Below are 21,700 nucleotides of genomic sequence, written 5' to 3'. Positions count from 1 at the left end.
CAACCACGATGACGCAGGGATGAACAATCACTGCATCAGGCCGCCTTGCGTGCCCGCACCTCATTGCGCAGACTGCGCACCTTGTCGTGGTTGGCCAGCACGCCCTGATACTGGCGCTCGATGACCAGGCGAATATCGGTCGGCAGCTCTTCACTCAAGGCCTTGCGATAGGCGTTGACGGCGGCATCCTCGCCGCGTTCGCATTCGTCCAGAATGCTTTCGTCATCACGTCCGGTGATGGCGCTTTTCAGGTTCACCCACTGGCGGTGCAGTGTGCCGCCCAGCGTACTGTGGCTGGCCGGGTCGCCGCCCAAGCGCTGCACCAGGTCCTGCAGGTCCAGCGCGGCCTGGGCGCAGGCCGTCGCGCGTTCCCTGAAGGTTTCCTTGTAGGGGATATAGCGTTCCTGTGCATCATCGGCGCAGGCACGGAAGCCTTTTTCGCCATCGATGGAAATCTGGATCAGGTCGTTCAGGGTGGAAATCAGGTGGTCGTTGGTCATGTTGTCTTCCTTTCTTGTGGCTCGCCCTCTTCACGCACCGCTGCAGCGCGGGTGCAAATGGAGGCGGCAGTGAGTCGGTCAGTGGACGAAGAAATAGATCAGCACCAGCAGGAATGCCGGGACGCCACACAGCCATGCGAGGAAATACTTGCCCATGATGTTCTCCTTGTCGGGTTCAGGTAAATGGTCAACGATCCGGTTTCCCCTTGCTCACCTGCCGGACGAAACGGGACCGTCATTGCACGTTTCCATCCTAGGATCCGGGCGTATCGATTTCCATCGGACGGGACCGCAAGCCGATGTAGGAAACGGCCCAGCTTTTTGCTGCCTGAAACGCTACGGTGAGCAACACCCGACCCGGCGAAACGCCAATGCTGACAAGGCTTTCCGCTTTGTCCTACAAAACAATCGGCCGCCGTCCTATAGAGCAGAACAGTAGGCGCTCGCTATCATTTTTCCCATGATGTTCACGGTGACTCAGGCAGCAAAAAACGCTGCTGCGAATCGCGAACATGTCTACGCAAGACCTGCACCGCTCCTTTCAATCCATGTTGAACCCTTGACCACGAGGAACCACATCATGAACAAGAAGACGATCACCGGCCAGTTCAATTTTGCCCTCGGCAAGTTCCAGGAAAGCGTGGGATCGGTGCTGGGCAACGTGCAACTGCAGCGTGCGGCACAGCGCCGCCAGATGGACGGTCGCATCATGCACGCCGTAGGCGAAGCGCAGGATCTGATCAAGCGCTCCCTGCGCCAGCGTGCAGGTTCGCTGTAAGGCTCTGCCGCTGCGACGCAAACCGAAGGAGAGCATTGATGAGTTTCGGAAAGACATTGTTGTGGGCCGCCGGCATCGCCGGTGTGGCCGTTGGTGCCAGCCTGCGCATGCTGGCTCGCCAGGCGCAGCGCCGCGACCAGCGCCAGCAGGACATCGCCCTGCAGCGTTGGGAAGATGAGGGCGGCAGCCCGCCGCCCGCGGCCCGCCGTCGCGTGCGGTGACGGGCGGCAACGCAGGTTGATGGGCCTTTGTCCTACACGCCAATCGGGCTGACTCCGATACAAAGCGCAACAAGGCATCGGTATCGTGCACCTGACTCGCCGAAGCAAGCGACAGCCCGCATCAGGCATCGAGCGGATAGCGCGGAAGCAGCACCGTGCAATACAGGTAACAGACCAGGTAATACAAGGCAACACAGCAGCAGGACAGCATCAACGAAGGCGCCGGAAATTGCGTCGAGTCAGTCCGCAACCGCCCGGCATGACCAAGAACAAGGGAGGAGATCATGGACAAGCTCGTGCTCGGATGGCTTCTGGGTGTACCGGTGCTGATGCTGATCGTGCTGCAGTACCTGATGTGAGCAACACCGTGAGAACGCCTCACCCCGGGTGGCCGGATCATCCACGCCGCCCCGATCAAACCGTAACGCATACAAGGAGGCCAAGCATGCAAGCCAACAAGTTCAAGACCGCCCGTACCGACGTGCAATCCCTGCTGCAACAGGCGCAGGACCTGTTTGCCGAGGCCGCCAACGCCACCGGCAAGAAGGCCGACGATCTGCGCGCCAGCGCCCAGGATCTGCTGGAGCAGGCCCTCAACACCGCGCAGGATGCGCAGGCTGCGGTGGTGGAAACCGGTCGCCAGATCGTCACCAGCACCGACGATTACGTGCAGTCCAACCCGTGGCGTGCCATCGCCATCGGCACCGGCATCGGCCTGTTGGTCGGTCTGGCCGTGGGCCGCAGCGCGGACCGCTACTGAGCACTGCGCAGAGGATTTTCCCGGAACCCGGTGTGGCCCTCGCGGCCAGTCCGGATCCAGCCAGGCGCGCTGCCGGCGATGAAAGCTGAAGCGCGCATTAGTCAAGAAACCGGAGAGAAGGAATGACCATGACCAAGAATCCACCGAAAACCGACGTCAAGAGCAAGCAAAGCTTCCACCTCGACAAGGACGCCATCCGTGCCGCCGCCAAGAAGATCGATGACGGTGCCGTCACCGAAGGTTATCGCGGCAACCGCGAAGAAGTCGTGGCGATGTTGAACGATGCCCTGGCGACCGAGCTGCTGTGCGTGATGCGCTACAAGCGCCACTACTACACCGCCAAGGGCCTGAACGTGGAAGCGATCAAGGGCGAGTTCCTGGCGCACGCACAGGAAGAGCAAAGTCACGCCGACCAGATTGCCGAGCGCATCGTGCAACTCAATGGTGAGCCCGATTTCAATCCCAAGACCATTGCCGAGCGCAGCCATGCGCAATACGACGAGTCCGAGGACATCAAGGACATGATTCGCGCCAACCTGGTGGAAGAGCGTGTGGCCATCGAAGCCTATCGCCAGATGATCGAACGCATCGGCGACGACGATCCGACCACCAAGCACCTGCTGATCCAGATCATGGCGCAGGAAGAAGAGCACGCCGACGACATGAGCGATCTGCTGGGCCTGTAAGCCCGCTCAGAACGCACTGGAACAGCCGACCATTCCGGGAATTCGTTCCCGCAACTTTGCAAGGAGACTGACATGAACTGGGACATCGTTGAAGGCAACTGGAAGCAATTCAAGGGCAAGGCCAAGGAACAGTGGGGCAAGCTGACCGATGACGACCTCGACGTCATCGCGGGCAAGCGCGACCAGCTGGCCGGCCGCGTGCAGGAAGCCTACGGCGTGAGCAAGGACGAAGCCGAAAAGCAGATCCGCGACTGGGAAGATCGCAACAAGGATCTGCGCCAGTAAGCGCCCCTGCTTGTCGACGTACCGCCGCCGGGCGCGCAGTCCCGGCGAGGGTACGGCAAGGAGTTGGAGTGTGTGAGTGTGAGTGAGTGCAAGTGCAGGACGCAGGCCGGTCACCATGCCGGCCTGCATAAGAATACGGCCCCAGGCCGCAACCCAAGCAAACCATGAGGAAGGACACAATGAAAAAAATCATCGCAACCATGATCTTCGGCGCAGCCGCTATCGGCATGCATGGCGCAGTCTTCGCAGCCGATCCGGCAGCGGCCCAGTACAAGGCAGACAAGGCCAAGGCCGATGCCGACTACAAGGCGGCCAAGAAGAAGTGCGGTCCTTTGAAGGGCAACGACAAGGATGTCTGCGAGAAGGAAGCCAAGGCAGCTCACGAATCCACCATCGCTGACGCCAAGGCCAAGCGCAAGGGCGTGGAAGCCGACAAGGACGCCATGAAGGACAAGAACGACGCCAACTATGACGTCGCCAAGGAAAAGTGCGATGCCATGAGCGGCGACGCCAAGGACAAGTGCGTGGCCAATGCCAAGGCCAAGTTCGGCAAGTAATCCTGTCCCGCGCGATTGAGCGCAATGGCAGTGGATTTGCACCGGGCCAGGGGCCCGGGCGGATGCAAGGCAAATTCTTTATTTCGTTCCTGTCGCAGTCACCTGATTGCGCAAACCAACTCAAAGGAGTTTCATCATGTCGCTGACCAAAATGTCCCTGACCAAGCGTTTCCTCGGTTTCTTCCTGGCCCTGTTCATGGTTTCCCTGGTGGGCTGCGCATCCAGCCCGGGCAAGGAAGGCACCGGCGAGTACGTCGATGATGCCGTCATCACCACCAAGGTGAAGGCTGCCATCTTCAACGAGCCGAACCTGAAGTCCGCTGAAATCAACGTCGAAACCTACAAGGGCGTGGTCCAGCTGTCCGGTTTCGTCTCCAGCTCCACCTCCGCTGCCCGCGCTACCGAACTGGCCCGTGGCGTCAAGGGTGTGGTCTCGGTGCGTAATGACCTGCGCCTGAAGCAATAACGCGGGGAACTTGCAAGCGCGTGGCCGGTCTGTTGACCGGTCCGCGCTTTGTCAGCTTGTGGACGTGCCACTTGCAAAGCGCATCGGGCGATCCGGTGCGTTTCGCAAGAAGACAGGTCAGGGCCTGTCAGGTATAGTTGGAACCCGTTGCTGCCAGGCAGGGGCAGGCCAGCCGGCTTGTCAGGACAGGGAGGCAGCGATGCCGGCCGCAGGACGCGCGTGAATCGTGTACAGATTGCTGTACGGAATCGTGTGCAGGGTCCTCGCCGGAATCGAGTACAAACATAAAACAGGTCCAAGCAGCGCCAACGGCGCTGAAGTATCAATTCACCGCTCAAAAATGCCATGACAAAAATACTTGTAGTCGATGACCACGCGGTCGTACGGGCAGGTGTGCACCACTTCATTTCGGAAATTCCGTCGATGGAAATCGGCGGGGAGGCCAGCACGGCGGAAGAAGCCATTCGCCTGGTGCGAACCCAGGACTGGGATATCGTGTTGCTCGATATCGCCATGCCCGACAAGAGTGGCGTGGAAGTGCTGAAGCAGATCAAGCGAGAAAAACCGGAATTGCCGGTACTGATGCTGTCGATGCACCCCGAGAGCCGCTATGCGGTGCAGGTGCTGCGCAGCGGTGCCTCCGGCTACGTGCAGAAGGAAGCGCTGGCAACCGAACTGGTCAACGCCATCAACACCATTCTGCGCGGGCACAAGTACATCAGCTATGGCGTGGCCGAGCTGCTCACCAGCGAACCGGTGGATTCGGAAAAGCCTTTGCATGAAACCTTGTCGCAGCGCGAGTACGAGATCTTCTACAAGCTCGGCCAAGGCCAGGGGGTGACGCAGATTGCCGACGAGCTGTGCCTGTCGGTCAAGACAGTAAGTACCTATCGTTCGCGCGTGCTGCAGAAGATGAGCATGACCAACAACGCGGACATCATTTATTACGCGATCAAGAACAATCTGATCGACTGAGCCGGGTTTCCCCCGGGCGGATATGTCGCCGTCTCTGGCCATTCTGGCCGGGCGGCGGGCAAGGAAGAGTGGTACGGCGCATCATGGATGACAATCTCAACAGCAGGGCCCAGCGCGACAGCGACGGGACGCCCTTGCGGATCTTCCTGGTGGAGGATTCGGAGGACGTGCGGGACCTGATCGTGGAGAGCCTGTCGGAAATCGCCGGTGTGCGCCTGGTGGGCTACGCCGAAACCGAACTGGAGGCCTTGCGCCATCTGCAGCAGAACAGCTATGACGTACTGATCCTGGACATCCAGTTGAAGCAGGGCAATGGCATGAGCCTGCTGCAGTCCCTGGCGCGCTCCAATACGCGTCGCCAGAGCGAAGTGAAGGTAGTCTTCAGCAATCATGTGAGTCCGACCTATCGGCGCGTGGGAGTGCAATGCGGGGTGCAGCACTTCTTTGACAAGTCGTCCGAATTGCCGCTGCTGTGTGACTTGCTGGAAGAGCTGGCACAGAAGAGAGCGGGCAAGCTGGGGCGCACCTCATCGAGCAACAATACGCCGCCGCAGGGGCCGGCCCAGACGGGCGGAATGTAAGTTTATTTTTTTGCTGCATCATGTGGTGCAGCTACCCAGCAAGTCGCCAGGGCAGTTCGGCGCGACCTTGATGGATCAGACAATCAGAACCGATCATGGCAAGCAGGCCGCCACAGAAGGCGCGCAGGCGGCACGGGTCGCACCAAAGCAAGGGATTTTCGACGATGCAGAAGAACAATGACGGCCTTCGTCCGTCCTCCGCCGATCTCCAGAACAGCGCATCGGTGGAGTATTTTGCCGCGTCACACGCGCATTACAGCAGCATGGTGACGCTGGCCATGGGCCTGTCCATGGCGGTGATCCTGCTGGGCGTGGTGGTGCTGGTGACCGGCCTGCTGGGCGAAGAATATCGTCGCCTGCTCTCGGGCCTGCTGGCCGTGCGGGAGGTGACGGCGGGCGGTTTCATCCTGGGCGCTTCGGCGCTCTATTTCCGCTGCATGCATTCCGGCGCGCGCCGTCCTTCGGTGCGCAAGCTGGCCGTCGGCCTGGCGGTATTGCTATTGGTGCTGGGTGTGGCCTCGCTGGTGCAGGGCGTGATGTACACGCTGGGCTGGTTGCCGCTGGATGGTGCGCATCCGATTTCGCCACTGGCCGTTCCTCCTTTGATTTCAGTCGGTTTCGTGCTGATGGCGCTGGCCTTGCTGCTGCATGACTGGCGTCTGCTGGGCGGCTACTATCCGGCGGAATATCTCGCCTTCACGCTCATGGGCCTGTCGGCCATCCCTCTGGTGGGCTACCTGTATGACGTAAGCCAGTTCATCTATCTCGATTTCCCGCTGCCCATCTCTCTGCTGTCGTCGCTGGTGTTTGCGCTGCTGGGCGCGGCCTTGCTGATGGCGCGTCCCTCGCATCCGCTCATGGCGGTGATCCTGCGCATGGCGCCCGGTGGCCAGATGCTGCGCCATCTGCTGCCGCAGACCCTGTTCCTGCTGCTGGCCTTCAGCCTGCTGCTGAACTGGGGCATGACGCATGGCTGGATCCTGCCGGAGCTGGTGCTGCCGACCCTGACGCTGATCAACGGCGTGATCGTGCTCTTCATCTTCTGGGGCTCGGCCAGCCGGCTCGACAGCGAATACGGTGAACGCACGCGCAACGCCCAGAAGCTGGCCGAAACCAGTGCGTTGCTCAATGCCGTCAGTGAAAGTACCAGCGACCCGATCTTCGTCAAGAACCGCCAGGGCCTGATGATCTTCGCCAACCCGGCCACGCTGCACAAGCTGGGCAAGACTTGGGAAGAGACCATGTACCGCTCGAGCCGTGAACTGTTCCTGGTCGAGGAAGAGGCCGACACCGTCGACCGCGATGATCGCCGCGTCATGGCCTCGGGCAAGCCCGAGAAGCTGGAGCAGACGCTTCACCTGCCCGAAGGCGTGGTGACCTTCCAGACTGCCAAGGTGCCGTGGTTCGGCAAGGATGGCAGCGTGCAGGGGGTGATCGGCATCAGCACCGACATCACCGAACGCAAGCAGGCCGAGGATGAATTGCGCGAGCGCGAGAGCCGGCTGGAAAAGACCGTCATCGAGCGTACGGCGCTGCTGCGCGAACTGACCAACCACCTGGAAACGGTGCGCGAGGAAGAAAAGCGCGCCATCGCCCGCGAGTTGCATGACAACATGGGCGCGTCGCTGACGGCCCTGTCGATGCACCTGGAAGGGGTCTACCAGATCCTGCCGCCGGATGAAAAATGGGCCGATCGCAAGACCCGCATGCAAGGCCTGATGAAGTCGCTGGTGGCCACCACCCGGCGCATCCAGACCGAGCTGCGTCCCAATACCCTGGACCTGTTCGGGCTGAAGGCTGCGATCTCGGAACAGCTCGATGAATTGCACGAGCGCACCGGCATCGCCTGCCACGCCAGCCTGCCAGATGAAGACGTCGATGTGGGCCACGAGATGGAAATCGCCATCTACCGCATGCTGCAGGAAATGCTCAACAACGTGACCAAGCACGCCAAGGCCAGCAAGGTCGACGTGATTCTCGATGTCGATGAGGATCATGTGGCGCTGACCGTGCGCGACGATGGCGTGGGCATTCCCGAAGAGCGGCGCGACAACCACAAGACCTACGGTCTGCGCGGCCTGCGCGAGCGCGCCACGTTCTTTGGTGGCGAGGTCGATATCCGCTCCACGCCGGGCAAGGGCGCGCTCATCAGCATCAGCCTGCCGATCCGTCCGGAACTTGCTGCCAGCGAGACTTGACGGGCCGGCGCCCGACGGTATTCAAGATTGCGTCACACCCTCTGAAAGCCGCCCCCAGGGCGGCTTTTTGCGTTTTGGTGAGGTTTGTTTGAAGAGCGTTTTTCCTGCACGGTTTTTCGTTTTTTCCTACGCGTGAAAGGACGACTCTCTTATGTTCGCCCGACAGGCTCATCGGTACCATGAATTCATCGTCACTCACCGCCCGTCGGGCCGGCAAGGGTGGCGGAGCCGGCAGCCAGCCCAGTGCGGCACCGGGTAACCATCAGGCAAACAACCCAAAGGAGCCATCATGAACAAGGACCAGATCAAAGGCAGCTTGAAGGAAGTGGCAGGCAAGGTGCAGGAGAAGACCGGTGAGCTGACCGGCAATACCAGCCAGCAGGTCAAGGGTGCTGCCAAGCAGGTCGAAGGCAACGTCCAGAAGACCTATGGCGATGCCAAGGAAGCCGCCAAGGACTAAGTCCTGGATGTCCGTGTTCCGGTGACCTGATCAGGCACCGGCGGCACGGGCCGGCAGGGTGTGAAGGACATCTGAAGCAGGCAGCACAGCGCGTGTAGGAAAACGCCTACACGAATATCGGAAACGGCTGATTTTGTGATGCAGCAATTTCCGCGACCATGTGGTCATGGTGCTGGTAGAGCCGGGAATTGCAAAAGAGTTCACGGTTTGCCGCATGAAATTTTGCTCACCGCCAGAAGGGACCCCTGAAAGGGACGACCATGAAAAAAACAGTCGGTATTTGCATGCTGGCAGCCGCTTCGGCTTTCGCCTCTCACGCTTTCGCAGAAACTCCGCAAGCCGTCGACAGCGCATCGCGCTGGTCGGCTTCCACGATGGACCGTCACATGCCGGTGGATGCAGCGCGTCTGCACAAGCTGGGGCAGAAGAAATTCCGCTACATGGACATGGCCGAGAGCAAGCGCTCCAAGTCCCTCCAGAACGCCGTGCTGCTGTTTGGCGCACGAGCCGATGGCAAGGATCCGGCAGCGCAACGCGAACCGGCCAAGGCTGCGCCCAGCGCACCGGTTTATCGTGATCACGCACAACAGCCCAAGGCGCCGCGCGTGATCATGCGTCCGTCGACCTGATCGGCGGCCGTATTCCCCTATTCGACAAAGAGGAAGGAGTCATCATGAAGACCATGCAAAAACTGGCAGTGACCTCGGTAGCCATCTGTGCCTTTGCCGCCCTGACCGGCTGCAGCGGCATGACCCAGCAAGACAAGAACACCGCCATCGGCGCAGGTGCCGGTGCCGTCGGTGGTGCAGTCCTCACCGGTGGCAGCGCCATCGGGACCGTGGGTGGTGCCGCCGTCGGTGGCGTCATCGGCAATCAGGTCGGCAAGTAATTCGCTGGTCGGCTGATCCCGGCCGCCGCTCCTCGCGCTGAGGAGCGGCCCACCACAACGCCGCGACAGGGTGACCTGTTGCGGCGTTGTTGCATTCAGGCAGTGGAGGGAGCCAGTTTATTTCGGAGCCGGGTGGCTGCCGTGCTTGTGGTGATTGTGCATCTGTTTGGGGTCACCCTTGACGGATACCGCAACGGGTTCGCCGCCCTGGTAGTCCTTGAAGATGCGCTGTGCCCGCGCAGCATCCTGCGACCTGGCGTCGGCGGCTTGCTTGCGGCAGGCTGCAGCATCCTTCCCGCGTAGGCTGCGGCAGCCCTGCAGCGCTTCGGCATAGGCGGCCGCCGTTTCCTTGTTCAGGTTTTGCAGCCGGCCTTTGGCGCTGTTGTCATCCTGGTACCAGCGCTGGGGATCGGCCTTGCTGACATCTTCTTCAGCAGCGTGCGCGGCGGCCGCGCAAAGCAGGCTCAGGGCCGCCAGGAGAGCGGGCAGGGGAGAAGCGAGGAATTTATTGTTCATCTGATGTCAGCCTCATCACGGTACGGGAGCAGGGAAAGCCATGCGCGTGAGCTTGCCCCGGCGGGGCGGGGCGGCGTCCACAAGCAAACGGCGCGGACGGTGACAGGCACCGTCCGCGCCGTTTTTCCGTCCGCCACCGGATGGTATCAGGCTTGCGGGAGGGAAGGGAGCGTCCGAAGGCTGGGGCCAGGGCAGCCGGACCGCACAGGCCGGCTGCCGCCCCGCCTTATATCTTGCCGAGCAGCAGCAGGATCAGCAGGATGATGACGATGGTGCCAGCGATACCGCTGGGACCATAGCCCCAGCTGCGGCTGTGCGGCCAAGCGGGGATGACGCCGAGCAGGATCAGGATCAGGACGATGAGCAGGATGGTGCCGAGGGTCATGGATTTCTCCTTTGTTATTGAGTTCGTTCTTGCCCGCCAGGGTGCAAGCGCCGGGTGATTCGTAAAGCTGGGGTCATCTTAGGGTCAGCCGGTCCGCCGCACGATCAGCGCCCATCGCAATGTGCTGTAGGAAAATCCGGCAAGCGTGAGTAGGTGGCCGCGCCCCCGGCTTGGCCAGCGCAGGCCATCGTTGCGACCCTGACAAATCGCTGCCAACTTGGTGCAAGGCACAACCGAAGTGCGGATCCCGCCCGATTTGATCGCGCCGCGAGGTCCTCCTCCTGCCGCTGCGGATATCATCGTGTTCCCTTGCAACGCAGTTCCCATGCGGCTTTTCGAGGTGCGTCGCGGTTCTGGCACGCTCTTTGCTGAAGCTGATGCACAAGCGCAGCAATGCGCAAGCAACGTGAAGGTGTGGCCAATGGCGGTCGCGCCGTCCAGGACAAAGGCGTCTTCCGGTATGGGTCATCCATGTCGGAACACGCCTTTTTTTGTTTGGGCTTTCTTCAAATCGCAACGCAAGGGGAATGGTGCTATGGAATCCAAAGGTCAGGCAGACAAGACAGGCGCGCTCGGCAGCGGCATGCAGGATGCACAGGACAGCGCGCTCAAGGCAGCGGACAGGGTGGACGGCAAGCGCCGCACGCTCCTGCAGGGCGGTGCACTGGCCGCCGGCAGTGGCATGCTGGGCATGCTCCCGGGCGGTGCGTGGGCGGCCGGCTCGGACAAGCCGGAAAAGGAAGAAGTCAAGATCGGCTTCATCCCCCTGACCGATTGCGCCTCGGTGGTGATGGCCTCGGTGCTGGGTTTCGACAAGAAGTACGGCATCAAGATCGTCCCCAGCAAGGAAGCCTCCTGGGCCGGCGTGCGCGACAAGCTCACCAACGGCGAGCTGGACGCGGCCCACGTGCTGTATGGCCTGATCTATGGCGTGCAACTGGGCATCGGCGGCCAGAAGAAGGACATGGCGGTGCTGATGGGCCTGAACCATAACGGCCAGGCCATCACCTTGTCCAAAAAGCTGGCTGACAAGGGGGCAGTCGATGGCGCATCGCTCTACAAGCTGATGCAGACCGACAAGCGCGAATACACCTTCGCACAGACCTTCCCGACCGGCACCCACGCGATGTGGCTGTATTACTGGCTGGCCGCCAACGGCATCAATCCGATGAAGGATGCCAAGGTGATTACGGTCCCGCCGCCGCAGATGGTGGCCAACATGCGGGTGGGCAACATGGATGGCTTCTGCGTGGGCGAGCCCTGGGGCCATCGCGCCATCGTCGATGGCGTGGGCATCACCGCCATCACCACCCAGGACATCTGGAAGGACCATCCCGAGAAGGTGCTGGGCACTTCGCTGGAGTTCGTGCAGAAGTACCCCAACACCTGTCGCGCCATGATGGCCGCCATCCTGGAGGCCAGCAAGTGGATCGATGCCTCGCTGGCCAACAAGAACAAGATGGCCGAGGTGATCGCCGACAAATCCTATGTGAACACCAGCAAGGACGTGATCGACCAGCGCATCCTCGGGCGCTACCAGAACGGCCTGGGCAAGACCTGGGACGATCCCAACTACATGAAGTTTTACGACGAAGGCCAGGTCAACTTCCCCTTCCTCTCCGATGGCATGTGGTTCATGACCCAGCACCGCCGCTGGGGCCTGTTGAAGAGTGATCCGGATTACCTCGCCGTGGCCAAGTCGGTCAACCAGATCGATCTCTACAAGGACGCTGCCGCCATGACCAAGACACCGCTGCCCAAGGAGGTCATGCGCAGTTCCAAATTGATGGACGGCACGGTGTGGGACGGCAAGAATCCGGCGGCCTACGCGCAGGCGTTCAAGATCAAGGTGTAAGCGGGTGCGGCCTGCGCCGTGTCCATCAAGGTGAAGTGCTTAGAGCAAGGGGAAGATGATGAGTGCAGTCGCAGAGAGCATCATGGGTGAGAACGCCAAGCCCGCTGGCAACGGCCACGCCGGCGTGTCTGCTGCCAGCGAGCCGGTGCGTGCAGCCGCCGCCAACGAAGCGCAGGGGGCACCCGCCGCCAGCGCTGCCGGCAGCGTGAAAGCGCGCAGCCTGCGCAAGAAGATCATTGCGGGCGGCCTCTTCATGCGCGTGGTGCCGCCCCTGCTGGGGGTGGCGCTGCTGGTGCTGGTCTGGCAGATCATCGCCTTGAAGACCGCCAGCTTCCCCACGCCATGGGTGACCCTGAAGGAAGCGGGCGTGATGTTTTCCGATCCCTTCTACCGCAACAGTCCCAACGACCAGGGCATAGGCTGGAACGTGCTGGCTTCGCTGCAGCGGGTCGGCATGGGCTTCGGACTGGCGGCGCTGGTGGGCATTCCGCTGGGCTTTGCGATTGGCCGCGTGGAATTCCTCTCGCGCATGTTCGGCCCCATCATCAGCCTGCTGCGTCCGGTCTCGCCGCTGGCCTGGCTGCCCATTGGCCTCTTGGTGTTCAAGTCGGCCAATCCGGCGGCGATCTGGTCGATCTTCATCTGCTCGATCTGGCCGATGATCATCAACACGGCCGTCGGTGTGCAGCGCGTGCCGCAGGATTACATGAACGTGGCGCGCGTGCTCAATCTCTCCGAATGGAAGGTGCTGACCAAGATCCTCTTCCCTTCGGTATTGCCCTACATGCTGACCGGCGTGCGCCTTTCCATCGGTACTGCGTGGCTGGTGATCGTGGCCGCCGAGATGCTGACCGGCGGCGTCGGCATCGGCTTCTGGGTCTGGGATGAATGGAACAACCTGAACGTGCCGCACATCATCATCGCCATCGTCGTCATCGGGGTGGTCGGGCTGGTGCTGGAACAATTGCTGGTGGCGCTGGCCAAGGCGTTCACCTACGAGCAGGTCAACAACTGAGGAGGGCAGGATCATGGACAACATCAACGGCAAGTTCATCGACATCCACGGTGTGGAGATGGTGTTCCACACCAGGAAGGGCGTCTTCCATGCACTGCGCGAGATCAACCTGACGGTGGCCAAGGGCGAGTTCGTCACCTTGATCGGCCACTCCGGCTGCGGCAAGTCGACCTTGCTGAACCTGATTGCGGGCCTGCTCAAGCCCAGTGATGGCGTACTGCTGTGTGCCAATCGCGAGATCGGTGGTCCGGCCCCGGAGCGTGCAGTGGTGTTCCAGAACCACTCGCTGCTGCCGTGGCTGACCTGCTATGAAAACATCTATCTCGGTGTGGAGCGGGTGTTCGGTGCCAGCGAAAATCGCACCCAGCTGCGTGACCGCACGCGCGCCGCGCTGGCCTTGGTCGGCCTGACGGCGGCCGAGAGCAAGCGGCCCAATGAGATCTCCGGCGGCATGAAGCAGCGCGTCGGCATTGCCCGCGCGCTGGCGATGGAGCCCAAGGTCCTGCTGATGGATGAACCCTTCGGCGCACTCGATGCACTGACCCGTGCGCACCTGCAGGATGAGTTGTTGAAGATCGTGGCCAAGACTGAATCGACGGTGGTGATGGTGACCCACGATGTGGATGAGGCGGTGCTGCTGTCGGACCGCATCGTGATGATGACCAATGGTCCCGCTGCCACAATTGGCGAGATCGTGGAAGTGAAGCTGCCGCGTCCGCGCGACCGTGTCTCGCTGGCGCAGGATGCGCAGTATGGTGCCTATCGCACGGCGGTGCTGGAGTTCCTGTATCGCAAGCAGGCGCATCCGGCGCGGGAAGCGGCGTAAGCCCGCGTCAGACCCTTCTGCCGGCCACCTGTCCAATGCAATTGAAGGAGATGTCCATGAGCAGCCTGGCTGTCATCGAGGAGGCCCCTGTTGAGGGCGCTGAGGAGTCCGCACTCGTTCCGCTCTCGGGCGAAGTGTTTGGTGCCCTGATCAATCTCTCTGGCCGCCGCCGCTTCACGTCGCAGCGCTTGGTGTTGTACGCGGTGCTCGCAGCACAGGGCCAGCAGGGAGCTTGTGCCACTGCGCGCGAGGCATTGGGACTGTTCCGCAGCGCCCATGCGGCCTTGCTCAAGCGCTCCGGGGACTTGCCCGGCGTATTCTGCCCGGAGCTGGAAGAGGTGTATTTCGGACGCAGCCGGGGCGATGCGCGCATCACCAGTTTTGCCGAACTGGCGCAACGTGCGCTCAATGCCATCGAGGACAAGCTCAAGACCGGTCCGGCCCTGCTGGAACAGCTGGTGCAGGAAACCACGCCGCTGCTGGCCGTGTTGAACGAGATCACGGCGGTCTACGAAGCGCAGTCGAAGAAGCATGCGCGCCTCATGCGCGAGCAGTTGCGCGGCATCATGACCGACATCGAAACCATTGCACGCGAAGCCAAGATGGTGGCCTTCAATGCCCGCATCGTGGCAGCGCGATCAGGACAGGCTGGCAGGGAATTCTCGGTGGTGGCTGGTGTGCTTTCCAACATCACCGGTGAAATCGATGAACTGGTCAAGGAAGCGCTGAGTGGCGCTGCGGCCTGAATGCGCCTTCCTGGTACCATTCATCTGCGTTCAATGCTCTTTTCCAGAGCATTGAATTTTGCTTAATGCTGCTTATCGGCTCTTCAGCGCTGCCCACGCCACCAGCAGCCACGCTGCGAGAAAGGCCACACCGCCAAACGGCGTGATGGCACCGAGGATGCGGGTGCCGGTCAGGGCCAGCAAGTAGAGGCTTCCGCTGAAGATGACGATGCCCGCCAGCATCAGCCGGCCGGCCCAGTGCAGCGCGGCACCGGCCATGCGCGGCATCAGCAGCGCCACGGCGATCATGCCCAGCGCGTGCATGACCTGGTAGGTCACGGCGGTATGCCAGATCGCCAGCATCTCTTCGGAAATCATTTTCTTCAAACCGTGCGCGCCGAAGGCGCCACAGCCCACGGCCACGAACATGTTCAGCGCGCCAGCGGCGATCAGGGTGCGTTCTTTCATCGGTCTTGCTTTCAGTCGGGAAGATTCAGGGTTTCCAGTTCCGTCTCCGGCAGGCCATCTTTGCCCGCTGTCTCGATGGCATCCGGATAACAAGCGCGATGCTGTTCCTTGCCGCTGCTGCGTTCACGCACCACCAGTCCGGAGGAATCCTTGGGGAGGTTCTGCCCCTTGAAACCGGTGCGAATCATCCGGTCATAGTAAAAATAATCGTAGCTGTCGGTACTGAAACGGACATGCGATTCGTAACCACCCGAATACATGGTGTAGCTGCGAAAGAATCGTCCTTCCGCAGGCTGGGGCGTATCGGGAAATTGCATCTCGATCTTGCTTGCAGTCCCGAAGCGGTATTGCAAGCGACTGCGCTTGTCGGGATAGTCCGCCGAGGCGCATAGTGACGCCGTTTTCTTGCGCGCGGTCTGGCAGCTGTAAATGATTTTCTCTCCCGGCTTGCAGAGGCTCTGGGAGAGGGGCGCTGCCAGCGCAGGAAACGACGGCAATCCAAGTAACAGGACGAGTATGCGTATTTTCATTTTGATTCAATAAGTCGGACGTACGCCTTTGCCCAGCCGATATTCATGCCGCAACACGAACTGCGACGTGGCGATCAGCCCCGACAATCCCAGGATCAGTTGCGTCAGCGTATCCGGCGGCAGCACCCAGACGCTGCCTGCGGGGGCCGGCACGTTGGCGGCAGCGCTGATGACCGGGGCCGCCCATGAGGCTTCCTCGCTCACGTCCAGCAGGATCTGGCCTTCGGGCGTGGTGTGCAGATGGATCTCGCCGCCCAGTTCCAGCGTGAAGCAGATGCCCTGGCCGGCGTTGACGGTGTTCATCTTGTGACGGAATACCACGGCCTGCAGCTCGCGGTTGTAGGTGTCGATCCAGGTCTCCACCTCCTGCACGTTCTGCAGCACGATCCATGTGCGCGGTGCGGGGATGGTGTCGGCACCGGCAACGGCATCATCGGGGAAGATCGGTTCGGGGGCTTGCTCGGACATGGTCAATGCAGGACCGCGCCACGCGCGGCCCGTGGTGGCTACGGGGAAGGCAGCAGTATATAGGATCGCCGTGACTGGAGGCGCCAGCCGTCGACTTGCAAAAGTGCTTGCCTGGCGCTCGGCACTGGCGGTAGCTTATGCGCTCCGGCCTGCTCGGCCCTCATCATAAAAATTCCATGCGCCAATTCTCTTTCTTCGCCTTCGGCAGGCTGCTGTCGACACTGGGCCTGTGCGGCCTGCTCCTGGTTCCCTTCTCTGGACGCGCCCAGCAGCTGGCACTGGACATCAACGAATCGGTCACCAGCATCGATGTCAGCGTCAAGGACCTGTATGGCCGGCAAGAGAGCGGCAAGGTCGTCATCACCCAGTTCAAGCCGGCCGGACCGGGGCCTTTTCCGGTGGTCATCCTCAGTCACGGACGCAGTCCCACCAATCGTCAGGATCCGCCGCGTTTTCGCTTCACCAGGCAGGTGCGCTACTTTGTCTCGCGCGGCTTTGCCGTCTTCGAGCCGACCCGCATCGGCTACGGCGCCTACATGACGCAGTTCGATCCCGAGGACAGCGGCAGTTGCTCCAGCAAGGATTACGCGCCCATGGCCGAGGCCGGCAGCACCGAAATCCTGGCCGTGCTGGATTACGCCAGGCAGCAGCCGTATGTCGATGCCAAGCGTGTGCTGTTGGTGGGACAGTCGGTGGGGGGCTACCTCACGGTGGCCGCTTCCGCGCGCAATCCCGAGGGGGTAGTGGGCGCGATCAATTTTGCCGGCGGCTCCGGCGGCGATCCGGAAAAACGTCCCGGCAATCCCTGCGCCCCCCAGCTGCTGGAAGAGATGTATGCCCGCTTTGGCCATGCCGCGAAGATGCCCATGTTGTGGAGCTATACCGAGAACGACCTCTACTTCGCCCCGGTCCACAGCAAGGCGTGGCACGAGGCCTTCGTCAAGGCCGGTGGCAATGCAGACTATCGGCTCCTGCCGCCCTTCGCCCAGAACGGGCATACGCTCTTCGCCCGTGGCCCCGAGATCTGGGAGCCCATTGTCGGCGAGTTTCTCGACAAGCTCGGCCTGCCGGCACTGCGTGCGGCTCAATAAGCCAGCCGATACGCCTCATTGGTCGATTCCAGCCGGCTGGCAATGACCTTGACCACATACGCATGCAGGCGCAAGGCCGTTGCCGGGTCCTCTTGCTCCAGCTGGCGCAGGCTGGCCAGCGTCAGCTGCCAGGCCAGTGTGGGGCGGTCGGTGACGACGTCGGCGGTGCGCCGCTGGCCGCGATAGAGCGCCATCTCGCCGACGATGGTGGCACTGCCGAAAGAACGCAGGCGCATGCGGCCGCCGCCCTCCAGCGGCAGCGAGATGCTGACCATTCCCTCGTCAATGAAATACATCGAATCACCCGCATCGCCCTTGCGGAACAGCAGCGTGCCAGCGGCCAGTTCCACCTTCTCCAAGCGCGCCATGAGCGACGCCATTTCGCGCGCATCAAAATGCTCGGCCAGGCTGCTGTGCAGGGCATCGCGCGATTCATTCCGCATGGCTTGTTTCAGCAGGCGGTCTTCCACCCATTCCAGCGCCAGGTCGAGATCGGCAAACTCGCGCGGTGCCGTGCCGCTGAATGCGGCACGCGCAATCGGACGGCGGATGGGATCGGCAATGCCGGTCAGGATCAGGGTCACCTTGTATTGCTCGCACACCTGCGCCAGCTTGACGAAGCTCTGCGAGGTGGACGCATCCAGTCCCTGCACGTGGCGGAAGTCGATGATGATGAACTGGCGCGGCGACTGCAATTGCTCGCGCACCCGATGCACGATCTGGTTGGCGCTGCCAAAGAACAGGAAACCCTGCAGGCGCATGCCGAAGACGCGCTGGCCCAGCTGCTTGAGTTCCGCATGGGCTGCGGCACCGCGCTCCAGCTTGGAGTGCAGGGTGGCGCCGGTGAATTCCATCTTCACGCAGGACACCCGGCCATAGTCCAGCACGAACAGCACGCAGGCCACCACCACGCCCAGCGCCACGCCGGTGACGAAGCCATAGCAGGCCACCACCGCCACGATCAGCACGATCAGGAAATAATCCCCGCGCGCCAGACGGCGGCTGCGGACCAGCCATTCATTGAGCAGTCCGCCACCCAGGCCGATCAACAGCCCTGCCAGCACCGGCTTGGGGAAATAGCCCAGCAGCGGAATGAAGAACAGCGCGCACACCAGACACAGCACCGCCGCCAGCAGGGTGGCGACGCGATCGCGCGAGCCGAAGCGGTAATTGAGCAAGGTGCGCGAGAGCGAATGGCAGCCGACCACGCCCCCGAAGCATCCGCTGAGCATGTTGGCCAGGCCGGCACTGCGCAGTTCGCGGTTGAAATCCACTTCGCGCCGCGTGGCCAGGCTCACACCGGTGGCATTGAGCAGAATCGCGAGCGTGGTCACGGCGATCAGGGCCAGCAATTCTCCATAGTGGCGCCACAGGATGTCCCAGTGCACCAGCGACCAGGAGACCTGCACCGGCAGCTGCACATGGCCCAGGCTCAGCGGCGCGAACATCCAGCCCAGCGCGCGGGCCTGCGCCAGCGACAGTCCGCTGGCCGCCAGCGCGCCATAGAAGGCCGCACTGGCCAGCGCCAGCGAGACCGGCAGCGCCAGCGGATGATCGAACTTGCGGCCCGGCAGGCCCAGCATGCCGATCACCACGATGGCCACCGGCAGCAGTTCCTGCCAGTGCAGGTCGATGCCGGTGCGCAGGGCATCCAGTCCCAGGGGATGCCCGGTCAGCACCGTGAAGGCACCGCTCCAGAGCAGATAGCCAGTCCCGGCCAGGAAGCCGCCGACCACCGGGAACGGCACGAACAGCACCAGGTTGCCGCGCCGCAGTGCGCCCAGCGCCATGAGCGCCAATCCGACCAGGAGGCTGCTGAGGGTGATGGCGATGGTGACGGTGGCCAGGATCTCGGCTGGAGAGAGCTGGGCGCGCTGCATGGTGGCGCTGATGCCGCCGACCATCAGCGAGAGCAGGCCGACCGAATTGGAGTCCGCCCCGCCCAGCATGAAGGGCAGCGAACTGGTGAAGCAGATCACCAGCAGGCACAGCACGCTGGTGACGAACATCAGCGGCAGCCCGGCCTGCAGCAGGGCATCGCCACTGCCGCCAAAGATCATGACGGCATAGCTGACCGCATAGCTCACCGACACCAGCGCCACCACGCAAGCCGCCGGCAGGCTGCCCAGCCAATGGCGTGCGCGCGCCAGCAGTGTGGATTGCGGCATCAGATGACTTTCCCCGAAGGCTGCGCGTTTGTGCGGCATGCCTGTACCCCCATCGATAAGGACCGGTCGTTGCTGCCGGTCGTTGTTGTTGTCTGGCGTGTGCCTGCGCGCCCCCGCGCGCGTTACCGGCCCGGCGCTTCGCGCTGCATGCCGCAGTCGTCGCCGTTGTTCCGGTAGTGCCAATCATGAAGCGCAATCTATCACACGAAAATGACAGGATGACAACATTGCCCCGGTTTGATGAGGGAAGTGAAGGTTTGGGCAGATATCCGCGCCGGTGTTGAGGTTGCGCACTTTCCCTCCGGAAAAAGATGAAGGGAAGCGCCGTTTTTCAGGGAGCGTCGGCGCGGCCGTTTTGCCGGTGCCACTGAACCGAGGCTTGCCCGGCCAGTTCACGCAGGCTGCGCAGGGAAGCGACTTCATCGGCGCTCAGGGCGTCGCGCTGGCGGCGCAGACCGCCGAGCTCGTGCAGCGCGGTTTCGGCCTCGATGCTGGCCAGTCCGGCCTGGCGTTGCAGCTGTCGCAGCACAGGAGCTGGCTGCTGCGACTGGACGGCGTCCAGATAGGCGCGATTGGCTGCCAGTCCGGCCGCGATGCGCTGGCGCGGCGTAGCGCCGAGATCGGGCCACAGCGCCAGCGCGGCCAGCAGGGCGGCAGCGCTGCCGATCAGGTTGTCCAGTGCGCGGGCCGAGGCGATCCCGGTGCCGGGCTGCAGCATGTCGGTCACGCAGATGAAGAGCATGGTCAGAAACACCACGAACACCGTGTAGTTCACCAGCCGCAGGGCAATTGCCAGCCCTGCCAGCAGGACCGCCACCAGCGGCAGCAGCAGCCCGTGGGCCGGGACCAGCTGCAGCAGCGTCAAGGCCAGCAGGCCGCCCAGCAGGCTGCCCAGGATGCGTTCCAGGCAGCGTGTCCAGGTCTGGCGCGCCGCGCCCTGCAACACCACGACCACCGCCATCGTCGCCCAATACGGATAGCCCAGATGAAAGGCCTCGGCCGCATAGAACACGGCGGCCACGCCGGCAGCCTGGCGTCCCCCCTGTTGCACGCCCCGCAGCAGGCCGGCGCGCAGGCGCTTGTGGGGCGGGACCGCCGGGGCTGGCGAGGGCTGCGACGAACAGGCGCCGGCGTGCGCGGCTTGCCGTGCCTGCAGCAGGCGGTCGGCTTGCGCCAGGGCGCGCAGGCAGCCGGCGATCAGGGGATCGGCTGCTGCAGCGTGCGGTCGGGCGCTGCGCGGCCGGTTGGCCTTCGCGGGGGATGTCTCCAGAACGGCGAGGGCGTGCAGCAGCACGGCGCTGGCCACACGCGCAGCCCGGCGGCGCTCGCCCGGACTGGCCAATTGCTGGATGGCCGCATGCTCCAGTGCGATCAGGGTGTGGAAGAGCATTTCGCAGGCTTCCAGCCGGCGTTCCCATGCATCCGCCTCGGCCATGGGTGTGCCCGCATGCCGCTGCAGCATGGTCCGCAGGCGTTCCAGCGCCAGCCGTGTGGCGCGGCGGTGTTCGCCGTGCTCACGGTGCCAGTGCTGGTCGCGGTGCTGTCCGGGCGGCGCGGCCAGCAGGGCCAGGCTCATGTCCATCATGCGCAGCAGCGCTGCACGGGCCGCCTGGCGCAGGGCAGCCTGGTCGTCGAGACGCCAGGCCAGATTGATCAGCAGCCAGGCCCAGGCGGCACCGGCGCAGAAGGAGGCGGCCTGCAGCGCGGCCATCGCCGCCCCGTGCGGAAAACCAGCCGCCACCACGGCGACCACCGCCAGCAGCGTCCCCAGCAGGGTGCCGGACTCGATGGCAGCGGTCAGCGTCACCACCCCCAGCACCATCAACGGCGCGCTCAGCAGGGCCGCGTGCGGGCCCCAGGAGGCGCTCCAGGCACCGAAGAAGGCCACCGCCGTGCCTGCCACGGCAAAGCCGCCCAGCAGCCTGCGGCGTTGTGCTTGCGGCCCCGGCGCGTCGCACAGGCAGGTCCAGAAGGCCGCGAACACGGCCCATGCCAGCCAGCGCTGGCCGCTCAGCATCGCGGCTGCCAGCGGCAAGGCAATGGCCACGCCGGCGCGCACGCCTTCCCCGGCATTGAACTGCTCCTGCAACAGGGGGAAGGAACGCAGTTCCAGCCGCCGGGCAATGCGGCGGGCATGGGCAGCGAGTGGACGGGCAGATGAACGGAGCAGGAGTCGCATGGCGAATACGGAAGTGGTCGGACCACTATGCAAAGGCATTGTGGCGTCCGAGAAGCGAATACTACAATCGACTGCAATTTCTCCCCAAGGATCCTGCAAAGTGGTCCGACCACCAAGA

26 protein-coding genes are annotated in these 21,700 nt (G+C 62.8%); 18 read left to right on the top strand and 8 right to left on the bottom strand.

What is annotated here, in order from left to right:
• Positions 1-35: 35 nt before the first annotated feature.
• On the bottom strand, positions 36-500 hold the full coding sequence (locus ACWHXP_RS14295; protein ID WP_489624886.1) for a ferritin-like domain-containing protein: 465 nt from the start codon (positions 498-500) through the stop codon (positions 36-38).
• Between the two features lie 580 nt (positions 501-1,080).
• Between ACWHXP_RS14295 and ACWHXP_RS14290 the strand changes: the two genes are divergently transcribed.
• The 13 genes from ACWHXP_RS14290 (at position 1,081) to ACWHXP_RS14230 (ending at position 9,356) form a co-directional block, all read left to right on the top strand.
• Positions 1,081-1,278: a CsbD family protein gene (locus ACWHXP_RS14290; protein WP_034338209.1), complete on the top strand. Its 198-nt coding sequence runs from the start codon at positions 1,081-1,083 to the stop codon at positions 1,276-1,278.
• Between the two features lie 38 nt (positions 1,279-1,316).
• Positions 1,317-1,499 carry a hypothetical protein gene (locus tag ACWHXP_RS14285; RefSeq protein WP_034338212.1) on the top strand — a complete coding sequence of 61 codons (183 nt, stop codon included), beginning with the start codon at positions 1,317-1,319 and terminating at the stop codon, positions 1,497-1,499.
• A gap of 445 nt (positions 1,500-1,944) precedes the next feature.
• Positions 1,945-2,259, top strand: a complete 315-nt coding sequence (locus ACWHXP_RS14280; protein ID WP_034338215.1) for an ElaB/YgaM/YqjD family protein — start codon at positions 1,945-1,947, stop codon at positions 2,257-2,259.
• Positions 2,260-2,381: 122 nt separating this feature from the next.
• Positions 2,382-2,945: a ferritin-like domain-containing protein gene (locus ACWHXP_RS14275; protein WP_034338218.1), complete on the top strand. Its 564-nt coding sequence runs from the start codon at positions 2,382-2,384 to the stop codon at positions 2,943-2,945.
• Positions 2,946-3,017: 72 nt separating this feature from the next.
• The gene (locus ACWHXP_RS14270) at positions 3,018-3,230 is read left to right on the top strand and encodes a CsbD family protein (protein WP_034338221.1); all 213 of its coding nucleotides are present in this window, start codon (positions 3,018-3,020) and stop codon (positions 3,228-3,230) included.
• 179 nt (positions 3,231-3,409) lie between these two features.
• Entirely contained in the window at positions 3,410-3,787 is a 378-nt protein-coding gene (locus ACWHXP_RS14265; protein WP_034338224.1) for a hypothetical protein, read from the top strand.
• A gap of 136 nt (positions 3,788-3,923) precedes the next feature.
• Positions 3,924-4,253, top strand: coding sequence for a BON domain-containing protein (locus ACWHXP_RS14260; protein ID WP_008326489.1), 330 nt, complete (start codon positions 3,924-3,926; stop codon positions 4,251-4,253).
• A 345-nt stretch (positions 4,254-4,598) separates the two neighbouring features.
• Positions 4,599-5,228, top strand: coding sequence for a response regulator (locus ACWHXP_RS14255; protein WP_006464715.1), 630 nt, complete (start codon positions 4,599-4,601; stop codon positions 5,226-5,228).
• A gap of 83 nt (positions 5,229-5,311) precedes the next feature.
• Positions 5,312-5,809, top strand: coding sequence for a response regulator (locus ACWHXP_RS14250; RefSeq protein WP_232729739.1), 498 nt, complete (start codon positions 5,312-5,314; stop codon positions 5,807-5,809).
• 164 nt (positions 5,810-5,973) lie between these two features.
• Positions 5,974-8,007 carry a PAS domain-containing sensor histidine kinase gene (locus ACWHXP_RS14245; protein WP_489635714.1) on the top strand — a complete coding sequence of 678 codons (2,034 nt, stop codon included), beginning with the start codon at positions 5,974-5,976 and terminating at the stop codon, positions 8,005-8,007.
• 289 nt (positions 8,008-8,296) lie between these two features.
• Complete coding sequence (locus ACWHXP_RS14240; RefSeq protein WP_034338233.1) at positions 8,297-8,467, top strand: CsbD family protein; 171 nt, start codon at positions 8,297-8,299, stop codon at positions 8,465-8,467.
• Between the two features lie 260 nt (positions 8,468-8,727).
• Positions 8,728-9,096 (top strand): hypothetical protein, encoded by a 369-nt coding sequence (locus ACWHXP_RS14235; RefSeq protein ID WP_134134591.1) that lies wholly within the window; start codon positions 8,728-8,730, stop codon positions 9,094-9,096.
• 44 nt (positions 9,097-9,140) lie between these two features.
• Positions 9,141-9,356, top strand: a complete 216-nt coding sequence (locus tag ACWHXP_RS14230; protein ID WP_008326509.1) for a YMGG-like glycine zipper-containing protein — start codon at positions 9,141-9,143, stop codon at positions 9,354-9,356.
• Between the two features lie 117 nt (positions 9,357-9,473).
• Here ACWHXP_RS14230 and ACWHXP_RS14225 read toward each other — a convergent pair whose 3' ends face one another.
• Positions 9,474-9,872: a hypothetical protein gene (locus ACWHXP_RS14225; protein WP_489624889.1), complete on the bottom strand. Its 399-nt coding sequence runs from the start codon at positions 9,870-9,872 to the stop codon at positions 9,474-9,476.
• Positions 9,873-10,098: 226 nt separating this feature from the next.
• A complete protein-coding gene (locus tag ACWHXP_RS14220; RefSeq protein WP_039788823.1) occupies positions 10,099-10,257 on the bottom strand; it encodes a DUF3309 family protein in 159 nt (52 codons plus the stop codon).
• Between the two features lie 583 nt (positions 10,258-10,840).
• On the opposite strand from ACWHXP_RS14220, the gene ACWHXP_RS14215 reads away from it, so the two are divergent.
• Genes ACWHXP_RS14215 through ACWHXP_RS14200 form a run of 4 tightly spaced genes read left to right on the top strand, consistent with a single transcriptional unit; the run spans position 10,841 to position 14,699 of the window.
• A complete protein-coding gene (locus ACWHXP_RS14215; RefSeq protein ID WP_420840910.1) occupies positions 10,841-12,112 on the top strand; it encodes a CmpA/NrtA family ABC transporter substrate-binding protein in 1,272 nt (423 codons plus the stop codon).
• A 58-nt stretch (positions 12,113-12,170) separates the two neighbouring features.
• Complete coding sequence (gene ntrB / locus ACWHXP_RS14210; protein WP_489635715.1) at positions 12,171-13,127, top strand: nitrate ABC transporter permease; 957 nt, start codon at positions 12,171-12,173, stop codon at positions 13,125-13,127.
• 13 nt (positions 13,128-13,140) lie between these two features.
• Complete coding sequence (locus ACWHXP_RS14205; protein ID WP_121037827.1) at positions 13,141-13,953, top strand: ABC transporter ATP-binding protein; 813 nt, start codon at positions 13,141-13,143, stop codon at positions 13,951-13,953.
• A gap of 56 nt (positions 13,954-14,009) precedes the next feature.
• Positions 14,010-14,699 carry a methyl-accepting chemotaxis protein gene (locus ACWHXP_RS14200; RefSeq protein WP_121037830.1) on the top strand — a complete coding sequence of 230 codons (690 nt, stop codon included), beginning with the start codon at positions 14,010-14,012 and terminating at the stop codon, positions 14,697-14,699.
• A gap of 72 nt (positions 14,700-14,771) precedes the next feature.
• On the opposite strand, the gene ACWHXP_RS14195 is transcribed toward ACWHXP_RS14200, so the two are convergent.
• The 3 genes from ACWHXP_RS14195 to ACWHXP_RS14185 are packed head-to-tail and all read right to left on the bottom strand — an operon-like array spanning position 14,772 to position 16,144.
• The gene (locus ACWHXP_RS14195; RefSeq protein WP_121037833.1) at positions 14,772-15,146 is read right to left on the bottom strand and encodes a DUF423 domain-containing protein; all 375 of its coding nucleotides are present in this window, start codon (positions 15,144-15,146) and stop codon (positions 14,772-14,774) included.
• Positions 15,147-15,157: 11 nt separating this feature from the next.
• Positions 15,158-15,676: a hypothetical protein gene (locus tag ACWHXP_RS14190; protein WP_489635716.1), complete on the bottom strand. Its 519-nt coding sequence runs from the start codon at positions 15,674-15,676 to the stop codon at positions 15,158-15,160.
• Positions 15,677-15,682: 6 nt separating this feature from the next.
• The gene (locus tag ACWHXP_RS14185; RefSeq protein ID WP_489624891.1) at positions 15,683-16,144 is read right to left on the bottom strand and encodes a hypothetical protein; all 462 of its coding nucleotides are present in this window, start codon (positions 16,142-16,144) and stop codon (positions 15,683-15,685) included.
• 176 nt (positions 16,145-16,320) lie between these two features.
• Between ACWHXP_RS14185 and ACWHXP_RS14180 the strand changes: the two genes are divergently transcribed.
• On the top strand, positions 16,321-17,235 hold the full coding sequence (locus ACWHXP_RS14180; protein WP_489635717.1) for an alpha/beta hydrolase family protein: 915 nt from the start codon (positions 16,321-16,323) through the stop codon (positions 17,233-17,235).
• Here ACWHXP_RS14180 and ACWHXP_RS14175 read toward each other — a convergent pair.
• Together ACWHXP_RS14175 and ACWHXP_RS14170 are read right to left on the bottom strand one after the other, a co-directional pair.
• Entirely contained in the window at positions 17,229-19,403 is a 2,175-nt protein-coding gene (locus ACWHXP_RS14175; RefSeq protein ID WP_489635718.1) for an SLC26A/SulP transporter family protein, read from the bottom strand. The two genes, ACWHXP_RS14180 and ACWHXP_RS14175, sit on opposite strands and share 7 nt — an antisense overlap.
• Positions 19,404-19,734: 331 nt before the next feature.
• Positions 19,735-21,582: an FUSC family protein gene (locus ACWHXP_RS14170; protein WP_489635719.1), complete on the bottom strand. Its 1,848-nt coding sequence runs from the start codon at positions 21,580-21,582 to the stop codon at positions 19,735-19,737.
• Positions 21,583-21,700 lie beyond the last annotated feature (118 nt).

The organism is Herbaspirillum sp. Her2, assembly GCF_057961375.1.
The sequence above is the reverse complement of the archived record's forward strand: the minus strand, read 5'-3'. Positions and strand labels throughout refer to the sequence as shown.